This is a genomic window from Mesorhizobium sp. B1-1-5 (genome assembly GCF_006443065.1).
Classification (GTDB): Bacteria; Pseudomonadota; Alphaproteobacteria; order Rhizobiales; family Rhizobiaceae; genus Mesorhizobium.
In genome coordinates, this window is record NZ_VFWS01000030.1 from 18,797 (window position 1) to 35,795 (window position 16,999).

Here is a 16,999-nt window from a genome sequence, read left to right on the forward strand (position 1 = left end):
CTTGGTTCAGGCGTTACCATGGGTCTCAAAGAGCACGCTGGACAGCGCGTCCTTGGCCGATGTACCCGACCAGACGACGAACTGGAAGGCCTGGAAATAGCATTCGCAGGCCTCCAGCGCCGAGGACAGCAGCACCTCGACCTGCTGGCTCGACGGCTCGACCCCGCCGGCAAGCAGCAGCGACTGCCGGAACATGATCGCGCCTTCCTGTTCCCACAGATCGAAATGCCCGAACAGCATCTGCTCGTTGATCAGCGAAAGCAGCCGCATCACTTCCAGCGTACGCGTCTCCGGTACCTTGATGTCGAAGGCGCAGGCCAGATGCAGCGCCTCGAAATCCTCCATCCAGGAAAAGGAGACGTGATAGTCGGTCCAGCTGCCGGCCACCGAAATCGAAATCTCGTCGTCGCCGGCGCGTTCGAAGGACCAGTCGTTGTTGTGGGCCACCTGCTCGATGACATCCACCGGGTGGATTTCGCGGGAGAATTCGAGTTCGAGGAGTTCCATGAATGCTTCCTGTGTTCAGGGGAGCGCCACACGCTCCGCGGGGCACACACGACGAACAATCTTGTCTAGAACTCGGACGGTCAGGACTTTCCAACACAAAGACCCAACCGGACCCCACCGCCCGGCGCATGACCCTGCTTCGAATCATGCAACAAATTCAGTCTATTGATCGGGAGTCGCGTGAACAGCCCAATTTTTCGCACTGCGTCATCCGCATGTGGAAAGGTGGCTGTCACGAAGATTCATGCAATGCCGGTAAGCGATTCACGGCAAAGCGATTTTTCGGATCGCGCTATGTGGAAAAGTTTAATGATTATTTTTTTGCGCGGGGCTTCGCGGCACCCGTTGGTGCGGCCTGTCCGGTCAGTTCGGCGAGCTTGGCCTCGAGCGCCTCGACGCGCGTCGCCAGCTGGATGTTGTCTTCCCGCGCCTTGACCGCCATCTCGCGCATGGCCTCGAACTCTTCGCGCTGCACCACATCCATGGAATTCAGCATGCGCTCGGCCTGGGCCCGGAACGCCGTCTCCACTTCGCGCCGCACGCCCTGCGCGGCACCCGCAGCATCGGTCATGATCTTTGCGAATTCGTCGAGAATGCGGTTCGGTCCGGTCGACATGGCAGATCCTCGCTTTGTCGTTTTGACGTAGTCGCGCGCGGCGCGGAATGCAAGAACGTTGGGGTTTGATGCCGCCTCTGCGTTGCTATGGCGCATGGCGGCGCGCCATGCCTGAACAAAGCTATCACATCGCCCGACCTGTACTTGAAACCGCCAAATCGCCTATTGTGCTGTGTATTGTTCCAGCACTCAGTTAGGATCGACCAATGGCAACGCCCCCGCGCCGACCGACAAACCCGATCGCAGCCGCGGAAGCTGCCTTCAAGCCCGTCAAAAAGCCCGTGGCGCCAATTCGCGAGGCCGCGGCGGTGCCAAATGTCAGAGAGCTTGTTTCGATAAGGGTCGATCGCGCTGTGCTCGACCACTTCCAGGAAGGTGGCCCCGGCTGGCAGGACAGGATCAACGAAGCTCTAGTACAGATTGTCGCCGGCAAACCTGAAGTTTGAAATCGCTCGTCCTGGCGTTCAGAACGTCAATCGCCTTGCCTTGACCGCGCCAAAACCCTGCCGCATGGTCCGCGCCCAATCGTGACCGTCATCGGGGAACCGTTTTGAGCGAATATTTCCTGCTGCCGCTGGCCTCCCTGCCCTTCCCCAACATCGATCCGGTCATCGTCCATATCGGGCCGCTGGCGGTGCATTGGTACGGCGTCGGCTACATCGTCGGCATCCTCTTTGCCTGGTGGTACGCCAAGCGCCTGATCACCAATCCGCGCCTGTGGCCCGACGGCAATCTGCCGATGAAGCCCGAGGACCTCGACGACTTCATCGTCTGGGCGGCGATCGGCGTCGTACTTGGCGGGCGCACCGGCTACGTGCTCTTCTACGACCTGCCGCGCTACATCGCGCATCCGCTCGACATCTTCGCGGTCTGGCAGGGCGGCATGTCGTTCCACGGCGGCCTGCTCGGCGTCATCCTCGCCATGACGCTGTTTTCGCTCAAGCGCCGCATTCCCACCTGGACATTGTTCGATGTGGTGTCGGCCGGCGTGCCGGTCGGGCTTGGCCTGGTCCGTGTCGCCAACTTCATCAATTCGGAGCTTTGGGGCCGGCCGTCGGACGTGCCCTGGGCGATCGAATTCCCCAATGGCGGCCCGTTCACTCGCCACCCCAGCCAGCTCTACGAGGCGCTGCTCGAAGGTCTGGTGCTGTTCCTGGTGCTGCGCTTCCTCACCCATTCGCGCCTGAAGCTGAAGATGCCGCGCTTCGTCGGCGGCGCCTTCATCTGCGGCTACGGCCTGTCGCGCATCTTCGTCGAGTTCTTCCGCGAGCCCGACCAGCAGCTCGGCTATCTGCTCGGCACCGGCTGGCTGACCATGGGCATGATCCTGTCCACGCCGATGGTGCTCGCCGGCATCTGGGCCATGGTCACCGCAAGACCGGCGGCCGAGCCGCGGGCGGCATGACCCGGCTGAAGGAGCGCATCATAGGCCTGATCGGCGCGGCGGGGCCGATCCCGGTCAGCGAATACATGGCGCTCTGCCTGTTCGATCCCGACGAGGGCTATTACACGACGCGCGAGCCCTTCGGCGCCGCCGGCGACTTCGTCACCGCGCCAGAGATCAGCCAGATGTTCGGCGAGCTCGTCGCCGTCTGGCTCTACCAGGCCTGGCAAGGTGCCGGCCGGCCGTTGCCCGCGACCTTCGCCGAAATCGGTCCCGGCCGCGGCACCTTGATGAAGGACATGCTGCGCACCTGGTCGCGGCTCGACCCGGCGCTCGTGGCCGGCGCCTCTTTTGCCATGATCGAGACCAGCCCGCGCCTGGCTGAGATCCAGAAGCAGACGCTTGCCGGCGAAAGCGCGCCGCTTGCCTGGCACCAGACCATTGACACGCTGCCGGGGCAGTCGCTCTTTATCGTCGGCAATGAGCTGTTCGACGCGGTGCCGATCCGGCAGTTCGTCCTTGTCGGCGAAAGCTGGCGCGAGCGCGTGGTCGGTCTCGATGGCGCCGATGAACTGCGCTTCTTCGCCGGCGCGGGGTCTGTCGATCCGGCACTGCTGCCGGCCGCCGCGGCCGATGCGCCGCAAGGCGCCGTCGTCGAAGTGGCGTCCGCCCGTTCGGCGCTGATGTCGCAAATCGCCGAACGCATCGCCGGCCAGGGCGGCGCCGGCCTCTTCATGGACTACGGCCACCTCCGGCCCGGGATCGGCGACACCTTCCAGGCGCTGCGCCGGCATCGGCGCGAAGACGTGCTGGCCAATCCAGGTGAAGCCGATCTCACCGCCCATGTCGATTTCACGCCCCTTGCCGATATGGCGCGCGCTCACGGCCTCGATGTGCAATTGTCGACCCAGGGCGAATTCCTGCTCGGGATGGGCCTGCTCGAGCGCGCCGGCACGCTCGGCGCCGATGCCGACGCCAAGACACGTCAAGCGATTTCGGACGCGGTCGAACGCCTGGCCGGCCCCGATGCGATGGGCGAGCTGTTCAAGGTGATGAAGGTCCTGCCGGCGGCGAGGGCAGGCTGAAATCGACGGGCGGTTATGCCGCATGGTCCCGTCGTCGTCCGAACTTCGCCTTGACGAGACCGCCCCGCACGGACGACAACCCCAACCATGCTGAATCAGACCAGACCCGATCCAGTGCGCTCGCCGCTCCTTGAAAAGGCGCAAGGCATGCGCCACGGCTATTTCACGCGCATCGGCGGCGTCTCCGACGGTATCTATCGGGGTCTCAACATCGGCACGGGCTCCAGCGACGATCAGACACTGGTCGCCGAGAACCGGCGGCGCGTTGCCGCCTGGATGGGCGTGCCGCCGGATCATCTGTTGACGGCGCACCAGGTCCATTCGCCGGATGTCGTTGTCGCCAGGGAACCCTTTGCGGGGGCCCGCCCGAAAGCTGATGCCATCGTCACCGACCGTCCGGGCATCGCCATCGGCGCCTCGACCGCCGATTGCGGGCCGGTGCTGTTCGCCGACACCGAGGCGCGCGTCATCGGTGCCGCCCATGCGGGCTGGAAGGGCGCCTTCACCGGCGTGCTGGAAAATACCGTCGCCGCGATGGAGAGCCTCGGCGCCAGCCGCGAGCGCATCGTGGCCGTGCTCGGTCCTTCCATCGGCCCCGACAATTACGAGGTCGGGCCGGAATTCGTCGCCCGCTTCGTCGAGGCCGACGCCGGCAATCATCGCTATTTCAGGCCATCGAGGACCGCCGGCCACTCGATGTTCGATCTCAACCGATATACGGTCGACCGGCTGCGCAAAGCCGGCGTGACCGCCGAGGGGCTTGGCCGCTGCACCTATGCGGAAGAAGACCTGTTCTATTCCTACCGGCGTACCACACACCGCAAGGAAGCGGATTACGGGCGCCAGGTTTCGGCAATCGTTCTGGAGAAAGAATAATGGCGCTGCATTTCGAACGTTCGGAATTCGACGCGCGGCGCGACCGGCTGCTGATCGAGATGGCCGAGAAGAAGCTCGACGCCGTGCTCCTGTTCGCGCAGGAGAGCATGTATTGGCTGACCGGCTACGACACGTTCGGCTTCTGCTTCTTCCAGTGCCTGGTGGTGAAGGCCGACGGCTCGATGGTGCTGCTCACCCGTTCGGCCGATCTGAGGCAGGCGCGCCACACCTCGACCATCGACAACATCGTGCTTTGGACCGATCGTCAGGGGGCCAATCCGGCGATCGACCTGCGCAACCTGCTCAACGACCTCGATCTGCTCGGCGCCCGCATCGGCGTCGAATACGACACCCATGGCCTGACCGCCTACAATGGTCGCCGCCTGGACGAGCAGTTGCAGACCTTCGGCCAGATCGCCGATGCTTCCGGCATCGTCGGCCGGCTGCGCCTGTTCAAGAGCCCGGCCGAGATCGCCAAGGCGGAAAAGGCCGCCAATCTTTCCGACGACGCGCTGGATGCCGCCCTGCCCCTGATCAAGCAAGGCGGCGACGAAGGGCTGATCCTTGCCGCCATGCAGGGCGCGGTCTTTGCCGGCGGCGGCGACTATCCCGCCAATGAGTATATCATTGGCTCCGGGGCCGATGCCTTGCTTTGCCGCTATAAGGCCGGCCGCCGCAAGCTCACCAAGAACGACCAGCTGACGCTCGAATGGGCTGGCGTCTTCCACCACTATCATGCCCCCATGATGCGCACCGTTTTGACCGGCAAGGCGTCGAAACGTCATCAGGAATTGTTCGACGCGTCCCGCGCCGCCCTGCTCGCGGTCGAAAAGGCAATGACGCCGGGCAACACTTTCGGCGACGTCTTCGACGCGCATGCCCGCACGCTCGAAGCGCACAATCTGACCAAGCACCGGCTGAACGCCTGCGGCTATTCGGTCGGCGCGCGCTTCACGCCGTCCTGGATGGACATGCCGATGTTCTACCAGGGCAACATGGAACCGATCGCGCCCAACATGACGCTGTTCGCGCATATGATCATCATGGACTCCGAGACCGAGACCGCGATGACGCTTGGCCGCACCTATCTCACCACGGAATCGGCGCCGAAGCCGCTGTCGCGCCATGATCTCGACTTGATCGTGCAGTGAATCCATAATCGTTCGTTCACGCGGGGGCGTTCGCCAGCAGGGGAGTTTTCAGGCAAATGAGACGATCGCAGGTGACGACCGTGTCATTGCTTGCGGCGCTGGCGCTTGGCGCCTGCACCAACGCCAAGGACGTCCTGGAGCCTTCGGCGATCACCCCGCCGGCGGGCTCGGCCCAGTCTTCGGCCGCTTCGCAGGGCACATCGACGACGGCCACAACCCCGACCACGACCGCGCCCGCCCCTTCGCCCGCGCCTTCCGCCACAGCGTCGCCCGCGACATCCAGGACACCGGCCCAGACCGCGGCTGTCGCCAAGACGCGGCTGCAGGTGGCGCCGATCGTCGGCGCGTCCGTGGAGGCTGCGGCGCCCTTGACGGCGGAACTGCAGGCCCGTGCCCGTCAGCGCGGCCTGACGCTTGTCGGCAGCACGGACCAGACGGCCACGCATGTGCTGAAGGGCTATTTTTCGACGATGTCCGAGGGCAAGGACACGACCGTCATCTATGTCTGGGACATCTACGACCCCTCCGGCAATCGCCTGCACCGCATCAATGGCCAGCAGAAGGCGCCCGCGGCCGGCAGCGGCGAAGGCTGGCCCGCGGTGGCGCCCGCGACCATGCAAGCCATTGCCGACCAGACGATCGACCAGTTCGCCGCCTGGCTCGGCAGCGGCGGCGCCGGCTGACCGGACCGGCGCGGGCCGAACTGTTGCCGGCCAAACTGTTGCCGGCTTGCGATGTTTTCCGTGTTTGTTGCGGCCACCGGAAGGATTCCCGACGACGAGGCTTGCAATACCGGCCCGGGCCGCTAAAAGCCCGCTTAAAAGGCGCATGAGAGTCTCTCCGGCCTCTCCATCCTTCACCAGGAACGGTGCATGAAGCTTTTCGCGGGCAATTCCAATCGGGTGCTGGCCGAGGCGGTCGCTCGCTATCTCAACGTCCCGCTGGGCAAGGCCAGCGTCAGGCGCTTCGCCGACCAGGAAATCTTCGTCGAGATCCAGGAAAACGTGCGCGGCGAGGATGTCTTCATCCTGCAGTCGACCTCTTATCCGACCAACGACCATCTGATGGAACTGCTCATCATGATGGATGCCTTCATGCGCTCCTCGGCGCGGCGCATCACGGCGGTCATCCCCTATTTCGGCTATGCAAGGCAGGACCGCCGCGCCTCGGGCCGCACGCCGATTTCGGCCAAGCTGGTCGCCAACATGATCACCCGCGCCGGAGCCGACCGCGTGCTGACGCTTGATCTCCATGCCGGCCAGATCCAGGGTTTCTTCGACATCCCGACCGACAATCTGTTCTCGGTGCCGGTGATGGCCCGCGACGTGAAGGCCAAGTACAAGCAGCTCGGCAATGTCGTCGTCGTGTCGCCCGACATTGGCGGCGTGGTGCGGGCGCGCGCGCTGGCCAAGCGCTTCGACGCGCAACTCGCCATCGTCGACAAGCGTCGCGAGCGTCCCGGCGAATCGGAAGTCATGAACATCATCGGCGCCGTCGCCGGCAAGGACTGCCTCCTGATCGACGACATCGTCGATTCCGGCGGCACGCTTTGCAACGCGGCCGACGCGCTGCTGGCCAATGGCGCGACCTCCGTCACCGCCTACATCACCCATGGCGTGCTCTCCGGCGGCGCCGTTGCCCGTATCGCCGGATCGAAGCTGCAGGAACTGGTGATCACCGATTCCATTCAGCCGACGCAGGGCGTGCTCGACGCCCCGAACATCCGTGTCATTTCGATCGCCGACCTGCTGGGCGAAGCGATCTCGCGCACGGCGACCGAGGAATCGGTCTCGAGCTTGTTCGACTAGGCGAAGGCGGCCCCGAGCGGACGTCGACCGAAGGCTCCTGCGCTTATCAAGGCGATCAGCAGGCTCACCAACTAGCTAGCTCTTTCCATCTGTGTCTCGTTGACGTTGACGCAGTCGCTTGACGTATGTCGAATCAACAAGCTTCTTTGGAGAAAGGCCCAAAGCGCAATTCGCCAGCGAAGCGTAGGTGCCATCGGTTAGCTTTAGGTTGTTCGGTATCGCGCCGTGGTTCTGACGACTATTCTCTTGGATCGCAGCGAAAAATGCTTTGAAGAAATCAGAGAGCGAAGGGCGAGAGGCTTTAGTTCCGGCTTCTGTCAGGGGATCGGTAGCTAGGGCGCTCGCATTCTCCGCATCAACTGCCAGCTCTCGTGCAAAATCCCCGAGAGTTGGCCAGTATTTCAGGTCGAATCGGCCGCTTAAATTAGCAAACTCTGCGCGCACCCAAGATTGAAAAAGGTAGTTTCCCCTTGCCGCAGCCTCTATCACGCCACACACATCGTAATGTGTATTGGTGTAAAATTGAGAGTGATTGTGGAGCGTGCTTCTCTCATCAAGGAGGTTGGCCAAATCTGTGGCTTTGATTGCAATTTCTCGGTTTATCGCCTCAAGTCGGCCCTTCTTTTTCCGTGTTGCAGCTAGTTTTTCTGGGCTCCAAAAGGCAGCCGCGCCCAAAAGCGCGCCAAAAAACGAATCTAGCGCATGAGATCGATTGTACAGTTTATCATATAACTCATCATAGGCATCGATCAGTTCCTCCCGCCGCGAAAGAAGGTGCTCCGCAACCGCATTTTCACTAGGCAAAATTTGGCGCTCTGTATTGTATTTCAATCCTGCGCGAAGGATTTCCTCACATATTTCAACCGGCTTTGCAGTACGCATCGCGTTCCTCATGATTGACCGAATATCAATTGAGGATACCTTGCACCGATAGTCGTCGCGGCACCTCAGCGAAAAATTATTTCTGTTTTTGAGGTACCTAATGCAGAGCCGTCGAGCCTGTTTCGACTAGTTGTGGCCAATGGCTGCCGACGCATAGCGCAGCAGCGTGACCCCTTGCGCGAGGCGCTCCGTACCGAGCGGCCTCAACGCCAGCGACAGGCCGGACTGGAAATAGGGCTTGCCGCCGCCTAGCACGACCGGATGCATGTAAAGCCGGTATTCGTCGATCAGGCCGGCACGCGCAAGGTGCCCGGCAAGGTCGGCGCCGGAGACCGAGATCTCGCCATCTGTATCCGCCTTGAGGGTCCTTGCCACCGCCTCCGCATCGGCCTTCACCAGGCGGGCATTCGGCCCGACCTCCTGAAGCGTGGTCGAAAACACGACCTTCGGCGTCTCCCGCCACGCGCTGGCAAAATCCCGCTCGACGTGCTCAGCCGCGATATCGCGTTCCGGGCTGTCCCAGAAGCGCATGGTTTCATACATCCTGCGCCCGCACAGCGCGATCGACGTCCGCCTCATCTCGTCGTTGAAATGCCGATGCAATTCTTCCTCGGGAATCGGCAGGTCGATGTCTCCGCTCGCCCCGGCGATGTAGCCGTCCAGCGATGTCAGCATGGCATAGACGATCGTTGCCACCAGCGTTCCTCCGATTTTGTCTCCTTACAAAGGGAAGCATAACCAATTGCAATTTGCAACCAGTATTCGGCAAACGGAACCAGACTGAGAACCGACGCATCAACTCAATGCTGACGACGCTGTTTCACGCGGCGATCGGACCGCCTGTGCGGCTCGGGTTTTCACCGGCATCGCGCGCCCCGCGCATATAGCCGCGCGGCGAAGCGCCGAGCATGCGCTTGAACATGGTGATAAAGGCCGGCACGCTGTCATAGCCGAGATCGAGCGCCACCCTGGTGATCGGCTCGCCGTCGGCGAGCCTTGGCAACGCCGCGAAAAGACAGGCCTGCTGGCGCCAGGTCGACAGCGACAGCCCGGTCTGGCGATGGAAGGCACGGGTGAACGAGCGCCGGCTCATGCCCGAGGCATCCGCCCATTCGTCGATCGTCGCATGCGGCGAAGGGGCCGCCACGAAGCGCCGGCAAAGCGCCGCGAGCTTCGGATCGGACGGGAAGGGCAAGCCGAGCGGCCGTTCCGGCAGGTTCGGGATCTCGTGCAGCAGCAGTCCCATGATGAGCGCCGCCCGCCCTTCGAGCTCGCCGCCCTGCGGCAGCTTCTCCGATTCGACGATCAGGCTGTGCATCAGCTCGGTGATGCCGACGACGCGCAAGCTGTCCGGCAGGCCGGCAATGGCGCCCGGCATCACATAGACCGAGCGCATCGATACGTCGCCCAACATTTCGACGGAATGCTCGATGCCGGCCGGTATCCACATCGCATGGTCGGGCGGCACCATCCAGCGCCCGCGCCTGGTCGTCACCAGGACCACGCCGACCAGCGCGTGCAGCAGCTGGCTGCGGCTATGGCGGTGCTGCGGCACGTGATAGCCATCCGGATATTCGGTCGGCAGCGCGACCGCCGGCCCGACAGCCTGTTCCAGCCATTGCCAGCGGCTTTCATGCAGCCGGCCGAGCTCGGCGGCGTCGCCCTTGAATATCTCCTTGCCATGCGGCATCGATGTGGCCCACTTGCGAAACTATTGGACCAAACCACGAAAGAAGTCGCTTGGCAACGGGCCTATAAGGCCGCCTGCGGTTCGCCGCCTAGAGCATGATCCCGAAAAGTAGAAACCGGTTTTCGGAAAAGATCATGCTCCAACAAGACCACGGAGCATTGCCTTGACTGATACGACCGCCACCTCCGTCGCCGCACCGGCGCCGGCAAGCAACATCTCGGCGCAAGCGACGGCCTTCACCGTCATTCTTGCGGTGAGCTTCTGCCACTGCGTCAACGACATCATGCAGTCGCTGCTTTCGGCGATCTATCCGCTGCTCAAGGACAATTACGGCCTCGATTTCTGGCAGATCGGCCTCCTGACCTTCACCTTCCAGGTGACGGCCTCGCTGCTGCAGCCGGTGATCGGCATGATCACCGACAAGAAGCCGATGCCCTACTCCTTGCCTTGGGGCATGGCCTCGTCGCTGGTCGGCCTGGTGGTGCTCGCTCATGCCGGCCACTATTGGCTGCTGCTGATCGGCGCCTCGCTGATCGGCATCGGCTCGGCGATCTTCCATCCGGAATCCTCGCGTATCGCCCGCTTCGCCTCGGGCGGCCGCTTCGGCCTGGCGCAATCGCTGTTCCAGGTGGGCGGCAATTTCGGCCAGGCCATGGGCCCGTTGCTCGCCGCCTTCATCGTCGTGCCGTTCGGCCAGACCAGCATTTCCTGGTTCGCCGTCGGCTCGCTGATCGGCATCGTCGTTTTGTGGCGGGTCGGCGGCTGGTACAGCCGGCTGCGCGCCTCGCTGGCAACCCGCAAGCAGGCTGCCCATGTCTCGCCCTTCGCGCGCAAGAAGGTCATGTGGGCATTGGCCGTGCTGACGCTGCTGGTGCTGACCAAGAACGCCTATATCGCCTCGCTCTCCAGCTACTACACCTTCTACGCCATGCATAAATTCGGCGTTTCGGTGCAGATGAGCCAGGTGATGCTGTTCCTCTTCCTTGGCGCCTCGGCGCTGGGCATCCTGCTCGGCGGCCCCTTCGGCGACCGCTACGGCCAGAAGGCGATGATCTGGTTTTCGATCGTCGGCGTGCTGCCCTTCACGCTGGCGCTGCCCTACGCCAATCTGGAATGGACGATGGTGCTCACCGTGGTGATCGGCCTGATCCTGTCGTCGGCCTTCTCCAACATCGTCGTCTTCGCGCAGGAACTGGTTCCGGGCCGCGTCGGCATGATCGCCGGCATCTTCTTCGGCTTCGCCTTCGGCATGGGCGGCATCGCCGCCGCGGTGCTCGGCGTCGTCGCCGACATGAAGGGCATCGACTTCGTCTACCAGATCTGCTCGTACCTGCCCTTGCTTGGCCTGCTGACGGTGTTCCTGCCCAACATGAAGCAAGCGAAGGCCTGAGCCGATCGGGTCGGCGGCCAAGCTGCCGTTCAACAAAAGATCGCCCGGGGGGTTCGGAGCCTTGAAGGTTCCGGCGGCGGCGTCCCATGGCGCGACGCTTGCTTTACCCAACAAGCAGCTTCTTCCCTCGCCTCCCTCGCCACGGAGATCAGCTCCTTCCCCTCCAACCCAGGCGTTGCAAAAGGCCGTGAAGAAAGCGGCCCCGGCCATCTGCCGGGCTCGCCGCCGGCTGGCGTTGCCGCCTCGGCAGCGCTGCGAACAGCTCGGGAAGCTTTCGCAGCGTCGAACTCCAAAGCAGCGTGTCGAGCTGTGCGATGTCCGCCGATTTCAGCGCTTCCGGTTCGCTTCTGAGCGCCTGGGCAAGCACATCCCGGAAGTCTTCCGGCCGGTCCGCCAGCCGGACATCCGGCCAATTCTGGAATTGCTCGTAGCCGCGCAACGCGAAGGTTGTCGCCACGACCGGCTTGCGGCTGTACAGCGCTTCCGCGGTCTTGATGTTCGTGCCGCCGCCTTCGACGATCGGAAGCATCATGACGTCGGCAAGCTCGATCAGCGCGCTGAGGGTCGCGCCGTCCTGCACGCCGAGCAGCTCGATCCGGGCATTGTCGGCGCCACGGTGCCGCAGGAATCCGGGATCGTCGCGGATCTGATCGGCAACGCCGCCAACCACCACGATCCGCTCCGAGGCTGAGAGAAAACCAAGGTCCGGATCCGTCATCTGGAGAAAACCGCGGGCGTTGGGTGGATGGCCCGATCCGACGAACAGCGCTGTGCGCAGGCCGGCGAACCGCGATGCCCAACGATCGAGGCCGGCGGGCGTTTCCCGCGGCCATACGCCGTTGGCGGCGACCACCACGTTTGGATTGAGCTTGCGAAAATAGGCTGCATCCTGCTCGCTGACCGCGACCACCAGGTCCGCCTTTGCGGCAAGATCAGCTTCGATGTCCGCCGCGCGTCGCGCGCTCCAAAGGTTCGTTCCCGCGCCGGCTATCTCGGCCTCTTGCGCCAGCAATTGCTGTTCGACGTTTTGCGAGCTGTAGACGATTGAAAAACGCGCCTCGGGCGAGCACGTTTCAACATACTCACGCAAGGCCGGCCAGAGCCAGCATTGCTCCACCGCGACGACATCCGGCCTGAAGTCGTCGAGAAAAATTGCGATCTCGCGACGATGGGAGCTGCTCCGCGCGATGAATTCGGCGGTGGCGACATCGGAACGCCATTTGCGCCTGGCCATCTGCTTGCGAAACCGGCGCGGCATCTCGATGAAAAGATCGCCAGCCTCCATTTCCCGCCTGGCGCCGCGGTTGGGAGTAACGAGGACATGGCGTGTTTCCCACCCACAGTCCCGCAGGACCTTGTGGATGGCATTCGCCCGCAGCTGGCCGCCATGGACCGGCTGCCGGATCGGATACGTTCCCAGCGAAACATATCTCATCGGATCGGCGTGATGCTGCAACCGCCGGCATCAAGCAGCGATCCTACGACGGCACTCATTTTCTTGCCCCCTTCTCCAGACGGGACACTACCATTTTTCGACGCCAAGTCTGGAGATGATATCGGCGGCCGGGTGCTGGCTTCTCGTCGAGATCGAAAGGAACGGCAAAGGGACAATGTCGGGCGTCCTGCCCAACCGCGACCGATGGTCCTTCGTCCTTGCAGCACCCGCCCGAGGGCGGGTGCTTTCGCGTTTTGGCAGGCAGGCTCAGGCCTTGAAGAAGGCCAGCAGATCGGCGTTGATGACATCCGCATGGGTCGTTGCCATGCCGTGCGGGAAACCCTTGTAGACCTTGAGCTCGCCCTTCTTGAGCAGCCTGATCGAGATGAGCGCGGAGTCGGCGATCGGGACGATCTGGTCGTCGTCGCCATGCATGACCAGCACCGGCACGTCGATTTTCTTCAGGTCCTCGGTGAAGTCTGTCTCGGAGAAGGCCTTGATGCAGTCGTAATGCGCCTTGGCGCCGCCCATCATGCCCTGGCGCCACCAATTGTCGATGACACCTTCGGAAGCCTGGGCGCCCGGGCGGTTGAAGCCGTAGAACGGTCCGGCCGGCACGTCATGGAAGAACTGGGCGCGGTTGGCGGACAGCGCCGCCCGGAAACCGTCAAACACCTCGATCGGCAGACCACCTGGATTTGCCGGCGTCTTCAACATGATCGGCGGCACCGCACCGATCAGCACGGCCTTGGCGACGCGGCCTCCGCCGCCATGTTGCGCGACATAGCGCGCGACCTCGCCGCCGCCGGTCGAATGACCGACGTGGATGGCATCCTTGAGGTCGAGATGCTCCGCGAGCGCTGCCACATCCGCGGCATAGGTGTCCATCTCGTTGCCGGTATCGGTCTGGCTGGACCTGCCATGGCCGCGCCGGTCATGGGCGATGACGCGGTAGCCCTGTGCCAGGAAGAACAGCATCTGGGCGTCCCAGTCGTCGCTGCTCAGCGGCCAGCCATGGTGGAAGACGACCGGCTGGCCAGTCCCCCAGTCCTTGTAGAAGATCTGTGTTCCGTCCTTCGTGGTGATCGTGCCGCTGCCCGAACCCGACTTGGTCTGCGAGGTCATCTCAATCTCCTTATATAGCGCGATAAACAATATCGCGATAATTATCTCACAATGGAGATGGGGCGCCTTGTCCACGAAAATATGTATCGCGATACCATTTCCCGTGGTACATAAAGGATGCTCAGTCGGCAAAGGAATGCGCCGTGCCTCTCCCGTTGGACAATCAGCTCTGCTTTACCCTCTACGCCACCAGCATGGCGATCAACCGCACCTACAAGCCAATGCTGGACGAGATGGGGATCACCTATCCGCAATATCTCGTGCTCAATGCGCTGGGAGAGACGGACGGCATGTCGGTGGGCAGCATCGCGCATCGGCTGGCCCTCGAATCGAGCACCATCACGCCGCTGGTGAAACGCATGGAACAGGCTGGCCTTGTCACCCGCCAGCGCAGCCAGACGGACGAGCGCCAGGTGCAGGTCGACCTGACCGCCGCCGGACGTGCTCTGCTCGTCCGGTGCAATTGCCTGAACGAGACCCTGATCGAGCGCTCAGGCATGAAGCTGGCTGAACTCGATGCCCTGAACCGGCAAATCCAATCGCTGCGCAATGCTTTAAGCCGCGGCCCGACGGTGGACACCGCCTAAGGCTAATTGAGATTCAAGGTCGGGCCGGCATCACCTGAATATCACCTTAGTGTCGCGCCGCGCCGCCTTTCTCCCTGGGCAGTATCAGCACCCTGTCGGCAAGATAGATCGCCTCTTCAAGGTCATGGGTCACCATAACCATGGTGACATGGCGTCGAGCGCCCCGAGCGGCTCGTCGAGCAGCAGGATTTCTGGCTGCACCGTCAGTGCCCTGGCGATGCCGACGCGCTGCGCCATGCCGCCGGAGAGCTGCCTGGGATATGCATCGCTGAATTCGGCAAGGCCCATGCGGGCGGCGGCTGACGGCGAGGCTCGGCTGCCGACAAGCGGATCGCAACGGGAACTGTCCTTGGATGGCGCCGGCACTTTCGGCCAATGCTGGGAAACCCTCAGCGAGCCACCGCCAACTCGATCAGGCCGGCGGCAAGTTCCGCGGCCTCGCTGTCGCCCAGGGGACTGAGCGCGCGCCAGATATGGAAACTGATGGCAGCTTGCACGGCGGCATCCACGCGCATTCGCCGCTCACTATCGGGCCGTGCCGCCTCCATCAGGACCCGGCGAACGGCATCAAGGTACTGGCCCAGACCTTTCTCTATGATTTGCTTGAGAGCTGGTCGCAATTCTGCGTCACGCATCACGTTGGCGGTCATCGGTTCCGTCTCGCGATACCAGCCGTAAAGATCCGACAGAACCCGACGGATTCGCCTGGACGGACTTTCGATCGAGAGCCAGGCAGCCGGATCCGGCACTGGATGAAGCTCCCGCCAGTGGGATGAGCATGCGGCAAGCAGCGACTGCTCGTCGGGAAAGTGGTCGTAGACTGTCACTCGCTGCACGCCGGCGCGGCTGGCGATTTCACTGATTTGCGTCGCTGCCGGCCCGACAGTGCGGTGGAGTTCGATGGTCGCATCCAAAATCGATTGCCGCGTCTCCGCTGCCCGCTCCGCACGCTTCTTCTGCTCATATTTTCGCGTGGTCACAAATTTCGCCTTACATCGCGTTAGATGAAACTTGACAGCTCCCATGTGGTCATACATTATCAGCTTACAATGTGTAAGCCGAAATGGAAACGCGTCATGGAAACCGCCCGCAACGTGCTAGGTCCCGACGAGGGCCAACTCGTATATCTCTTTGCTCTTAGCGCCCGCTACATGATCGACGGCAATACGACCAACCGGGCATTCAGCCTCGTCGAACATCGATTGCCTGCACGTGCGCTCGGCGCTCCATTGCACACCCACCGCAACGAAGACGAATATTCCTACATCCTCCAAGGGAGCATCGGATTGCAGCTTGGTGAGCAGATCCTGGTGGCCGGACCGGGAGACCTGGTTATGAAGCCGCGTGGCGTGCCGCATGCGTTCTGGAACGCCGGTGACGACGAGGCGCGTCTGCTCGAGCTGATATCCCCGGCCGGATTTGAAGGTTATTTTCGCGAATTGGCGCCGCTGCTGGCTGTCCAGCCCGTGGACGAGGCCGCAATCGGTGAGATCGTCGCCCGCTATGAACTCGATATCGACTTCTCCAGCATTCCGGCGCTGGCCGAGCGGCACGGCTTGCGTCTGGGATAAGCCATCGCCGCGACGCATACCATTCAGTCGACCGGCGGCAGCTGCGGCGCTTCCAGTCCGTTGAAAGGGTCGCGCCAGTCATCGATCGCCTCGAGCCGGCCATACCAGCGGCGAATAGAGGGGTAGTCGCCGAGCGGCAATCGGGCGGCATCGTTGAAAGGCAGGAATGTCGCCATGCGGAAATCGGCATAGGAGACGGAATTGCCGACCAGCCAATCGCGTCCGGCAAGCTCTGGCTCGAGGATCGCGGCGGCGGCGTGGAACTGCCTCAACCCCTCCTCGACCAACGCCCGATCGATAGGACCGAGCCCATAGCGCTGCTTGGTCCCACGCTCGAAATGCACCATGTCGCAAGCGAAAGCGAACCGTTCCTTGCCCCAGCTGATCCAGCGGATCATGTCCGGCTCGTCCTCCCCGCTGCGCCAGAAATCCGAATGCGTCTCGCGCGAAAGCCGGCAGGCGATGGCGTCGGCCTCCCAAAGGCTCCATCCCGGCCCGACCAGGATCGGCAAGGTCAGATTGGGGTTGAGCGCACGATAGCGTTCGGCCTGCCCCGGCGCCATGGGCGATGCGAACTCGAACGCGATCTCCGCCTTGAGATGGCGCGCCGTGGCGACCGCGAGGCGAGGATTGGGATTGCGGCTGAACAGAAGCTTCATATCGGTCCCCATTGGGTCTGGTCAGATGCCGCAGGACGGCTGAGAACCACCCGTTCCTACATTTGCCGCAAATCGGATTTCCGGTTTATGCTTTCGGTGCTTGGTAACCGCCCGCAACCCTTCCGGCCAACCGCTTGCACCCTTGCCCGCCTTCCGCTATAGAGCCGCCACCCGCGTAGACACCCTTGGAGGCAACGCGGAGGAAGGCCGGCCAGGCCTGCATGATCCCCAAG

19 protein-coding genes and 1 pseudogene are annotated in these 16,999 nt (G+C 62.9%); 10 read left to right on the forward strand and 10 right to left on the reverse strand.

From position 1 onward, the window contains the following. Nucleotides 1-6: 6 nt before the first annotated feature. Together FJ980_RS12750 and FJ980_RS12755 are read right to left on the reverse strand one after the other, a co-directional pair. Nucleotides 7-507: a YbjN domain-containing protein gene (locus FJ980_RS12750; protein ID WP_112098904.1), complete on the reverse strand. Its 501-nt coding sequence runs from the start codon at nucleotides 505-507 to the stop codon at nucleotides 7-9. 313 nt (nucleotides 508-820) lie between these two features. Beyond that, nucleotides 821-1,123: an accessory factor UbiK family protein gene (locus FJ980_RS12755; RefSeq protein ID WP_140543231.1), complete on the reverse strand. Its 303-nt coding sequence runs from the start codon at nucleotides 1,121-1,123 to the stop codon at nucleotides 821-823. A gap of 206 nt (nucleotides 1,124-1,329) precedes the next feature. On the opposite strand from FJ980_RS12755, the gene FJ980_RS12760 reads away from it, so the two are divergent. The 7 genes from FJ980_RS12760 (at nucleotide 1,330) to FJ980_RS12790 (ending at nucleotide 7,427) form a co-directional block, all read left to right on the forward strand. After that, nucleotides 1,330-1,569 (forward strand): BrnA antitoxin family protein, encoded by a 240-nt coding sequence (locus FJ980_RS12760; protein WP_140543232.1) that lies wholly within the window; start codon nucleotides 1,330-1,332, stop codon nucleotides 1,567-1,569. A 104-nt stretch (nucleotides 1,570-1,673) separates the two neighbouring features. Beyond that, nucleotides 1,674-2,528, forward strand: coding sequence for a prolipoprotein diacylglyceryl transferase (gene lgt, locus FJ980_RS12765; RefSeq protein WP_140543233.1), 855 nt, complete (start codon nucleotides 1,674-1,676; stop codon nucleotides 2,526-2,528). After that, nucleotides 2,525-3,592 carry a class I SAM-dependent methyltransferase gene (locus tag FJ980_RS12770; protein WP_140543234.1) on the forward strand — a complete coding sequence of 356 codons (1,068 nt, stop codon included), beginning with the start codon at nucleotides 2,525-2,527 and terminating at the stop codon, nucleotides 3,590-3,592. The genes lgt and FJ980_RS12770 overlap by 4 nt, the downstream gene beginning before the upstream one ends. Before the next feature lie 87 nt (nucleotides 3,593-3,679). Then, nucleotides 3,680-4,468: a peptidoglycan editing factor PgeF gene (gene pgeF / locus FJ980_RS12775; RefSeq protein WP_140543235.1), complete on the forward strand. Its 789-nt coding sequence runs from the start codon at nucleotides 3,680-3,682 to the stop codon at nucleotides 4,466-4,468. Further along, complete coding sequence (locus tag FJ980_RS12780; RefSeq protein WP_140543236.1) at nucleotides 4,468-5,619, forward strand: Xaa-Pro peptidase family protein; 1,152 nt, start codon at nucleotides 4,468-4,470, stop codon at nucleotides 5,617-5,619. The genes pgeF and FJ980_RS12780 overlap by 1 nt, the downstream gene beginning before the upstream one ends. A 56-nt stretch (nucleotides 5,620-5,675) precedes the next feature. Continuing rightward, nucleotides 5,676-6,302 carry a hypothetical protein gene (locus FJ980_RS12785; RefSeq protein ID WP_140543237.1) on the forward strand — a complete coding sequence of 209 codons (627 nt, stop codon included), beginning with the start codon at nucleotides 5,676-5,678 and terminating at the stop codon, nucleotides 6,300-6,302. A gap of 189 nt (nucleotides 6,303-6,491) precedes the next feature. After that, a complete protein-coding gene (locus tag FJ980_RS12790; RefSeq protein WP_095766529.1) occupies nucleotides 6,492-7,427 on the forward strand; it encodes a ribose-phosphate pyrophosphokinase in 936 nt (311 codons plus the stop codon). 75 nt (nucleotides 7,428-7,502) lie between these two features. Here the strand turns inward: FJ980_RS12790 and FJ980_RS12795 are convergent, their stop codons facing one another. From FJ980_RS12795 to FJ980_RS12805, 3 genes are all read right to left on the reverse strand, one after another. Beyond that, the gene (locus FJ980_RS12795) at nucleotides 7,503-8,309 is read right to left on the reverse strand and encodes a hypothetical protein (RefSeq protein WP_140543238.1); all 807 of its coding nucleotides are present in this window, start codon (nucleotides 8,307-8,309) and stop codon (nucleotides 7,503-7,505) included. A 126-nt stretch (nucleotides 8,310-8,435) separates the two neighbouring features. Beyond that, on the reverse strand, nucleotides 8,436-9,005 hold the full coding sequence (locus tag FJ980_RS12800; protein WP_140543239.1) for a dihydrofolate reductase family protein: 570 nt from the start codon (nucleotides 9,003-9,005) through the stop codon (nucleotides 8,436-8,438). Between the two features lie 124 nt (nucleotides 9,006-9,129). Continuing rightward, nucleotides 9,130-9,999, reverse strand: a complete 870-nt coding sequence (locus tag FJ980_RS12805; protein ID WP_140543240.1) for a helix-turn-helix transcriptional regulator — start codon at nucleotides 9,997-9,999, stop codon at nucleotides 9,130-9,132. Nucleotides 10,000-10,162: 163 nt separating this feature from the next. Between FJ980_RS12805 and FJ980_RS12810 the strand changes: the two genes are divergently transcribed. Beyond that, nucleotides 10,163-11,389 carry an MFS transporter gene (locus FJ980_RS12810; protein WP_181181184.1) on the forward strand — a complete coding sequence of 409 codons (1,227 nt, stop codon included), beginning with the start codon at nucleotides 10,163-10,165 and terminating at the stop codon, nucleotides 11,387-11,389. Nucleotides 11,390-11,537: 148 nt separating this feature from the next. Here FJ980_RS12810 and FJ980_RS12815 read toward each other — a convergent pair whose 3' ends face one another. Together FJ980_RS12815 and FJ980_RS12820 are read right to left on the reverse strand one after the other, a co-directional pair. Next, complete coding sequence (locus tag FJ980_RS12815) at nucleotides 11,538-12,824, reverse strand: glycosyltransferase (RefSeq protein ID WP_140543242.1); 1,287 nt, start codon at nucleotides 12,822-12,824, stop codon at nucleotides 11,538-11,540. Nucleotides 12,825-13,091: 267 nt separating this feature from the next. Further along, complete coding sequence (locus tag FJ980_RS12820) at nucleotides 13,092-13,949, reverse strand: alpha/beta hydrolase (protein ID WP_140543243.1); 858 nt, start codon at nucleotides 13,947-13,949, stop codon at nucleotides 13,092-13,094. A gap of 143 nt (nucleotides 13,950-14,092) precedes the next feature. Between FJ980_RS12820 and FJ980_RS12825 the strand changes: the two genes are divergently transcribed. Then, entirely contained in the window at nucleotides 14,093-14,536 is a 444-nt protein-coding gene (locus FJ980_RS12825) for a MarR family transcriptional regulator (RefSeq protein WP_140543244.1), read from the forward strand. 61 nt (nucleotides 14,537-14,597) lie between these two features. On the opposite strand, the pseudogene FJ980_RS12830 reads toward FJ980_RS12825, so the two are convergent. Next, nucleotides 14,598-14,824 (reverse strand): annotated as a pseudogene (locus FJ980_RS12830) (ATP-binding cassette domain-containing protein); the annotation flags it as partial. A 101-nt stretch (nucleotides 14,825-14,925) separates the two neighbouring features. Then, entirely contained in the window at nucleotides 14,926-15,516 is a 591-nt protein-coding gene (locus FJ980_RS12835) for a TetR/AcrR family transcriptional regulator (protein WP_181181185.1), read from the reverse strand. 96 nt (nucleotides 15,517-15,612) lie between these two features. Between FJ980_RS12835 and FJ980_RS12840 the strand changes: the two genes are divergently transcribed. Then, the gene (locus tag FJ980_RS12840) at nucleotides 15,613-16,107 is read left to right on the forward strand and encodes a cupin domain-containing protein (RefSeq protein ID WP_210241650.1); all 495 of its coding nucleotides are present in this window, start codon (nucleotides 15,613-15,615) and stop codon (nucleotides 16,105-16,107) included. A gap of 23 nt (nucleotides 16,108-16,130) precedes the next feature. Here FJ980_RS12840 and FJ980_RS12845 read toward each other — a convergent pair whose 3' ends face one another. Then, nucleotides 16,131-16,766 carry a glutathione S-transferase family protein gene (locus FJ980_RS12845; RefSeq protein WP_140543246.1) on the reverse strand — a complete coding sequence of 212 codons (636 nt, stop codon included), beginning with the start codon at nucleotides 16,764-16,766 and terminating at the stop codon, nucleotides 16,131-16,133. Nucleotides 16,767-16,999: the final 233 nt, after the last annotated feature.

What these genes read in the sequence shown, in the direction of transcription:
- FJ980_RS12820 (WP_140543243.1), bottom strand. Translation starts at nt 13,949, where the DNA reads ATGACCTCGCAGACCAAGTCGGGTTCGGGCAGCGGCACGATCACCACG.
- pgeF (WP_140543235.1), top strand. Translation starts at nt 3,680, where the DNA reads ATGCTGAATCAGACCAGACCCGATCCAGTGCGCTCGCCGCTCCTTGAA.
- FJ980_RS12805 (WP_140543240.1), bottom strand. Translation starts at nt 9,999, where the DNA reads ATGCCGCATGGCAAGGAGATATTCAAGGGCGACGCCGCCGAGCTCGGC.
- FJ980_RS12770 (WP_140543234.1), top strand. Translation starts at nt 2,525, where the DNA reads ATGACCCGGCTGAAGGAGCGCATCATAGGCCTGATCGGCGCGGCGGGG.
- FJ980_RS12795 (WP_140543238.1), bottom strand. Translation starts at nt 8,309, where the DNA reads ATGCGTACTGCAAAGCCGGTTGAAATATGTGAGGAAATCCTTCGCGCA.
- FJ980_RS12815 (WP_140543242.1), bottom strand. Translation starts at nt 12,824, where the DNA reads ATGAGATATGTTTCGCTGGGAACGTATCCGATCCGGCAGCCGGTCCAT.
- FJ980_RS12780 (WP_140543236.1), top strand. Translation starts at nt 4,468, where the DNA reads ATGGCGCTGCATTTCGAACGTTCGGAATTCGACGCGCGGCGCGACCGG.
- FJ980_RS12840 (WP_210241650.1), top strand. Translation starts at nt 15,613, where the DNA reads ATGGAAACCGCCCGCAACGTGCTAGGTCCCGACGAGGGCCAACTCGTA.
- FJ980_RS12790 (WP_095766529.1), top strand. Translation starts at nt 6,492, where the DNA reads ATGAAGCTTTTCGCGGGCAATTCCAATCGGGTGCTGGCCGAGGCGGTC.
- FJ980_RS12845 (WP_140543246.1), bottom strand. Translation starts at nt 16,766, where the DNA reads ATGAAGCTTCTGTTCAGCCGCAATCCCAATCCTCGCCTCGCGGTCGCC.
- FJ980_RS12755 (WP_140543231.1), bottom strand. Translation starts at nt 1,123, where the DNA reads ATGTCGACCGGACCGAACCGCATTCTCGACGAATTCGCAAAGATCATG.
- FJ980_RS12760 (WP_140543232.1), top strand. Translation starts at nt 1,330, where the DNA reads ATGGCAACGCCCCCGCGCCGACCGACAAACCCGATCGCAGCCGCGGAA.
- FJ980_RS12750 (WP_112098904.1), bottom strand. Translation starts at nt 507, where the DNA reads ATGGAACTCCTCGAACTCGAATTCTCCCGCGAAATCCACCCGGTGGAT.
- FJ980_RS12785 (WP_140543237.1), top strand. Translation starts at nt 5,676, where the DNA reads ATGAGACGATCGCAGGTGACGACCGTGTCATTGCTTGCGGCGCTGGCG.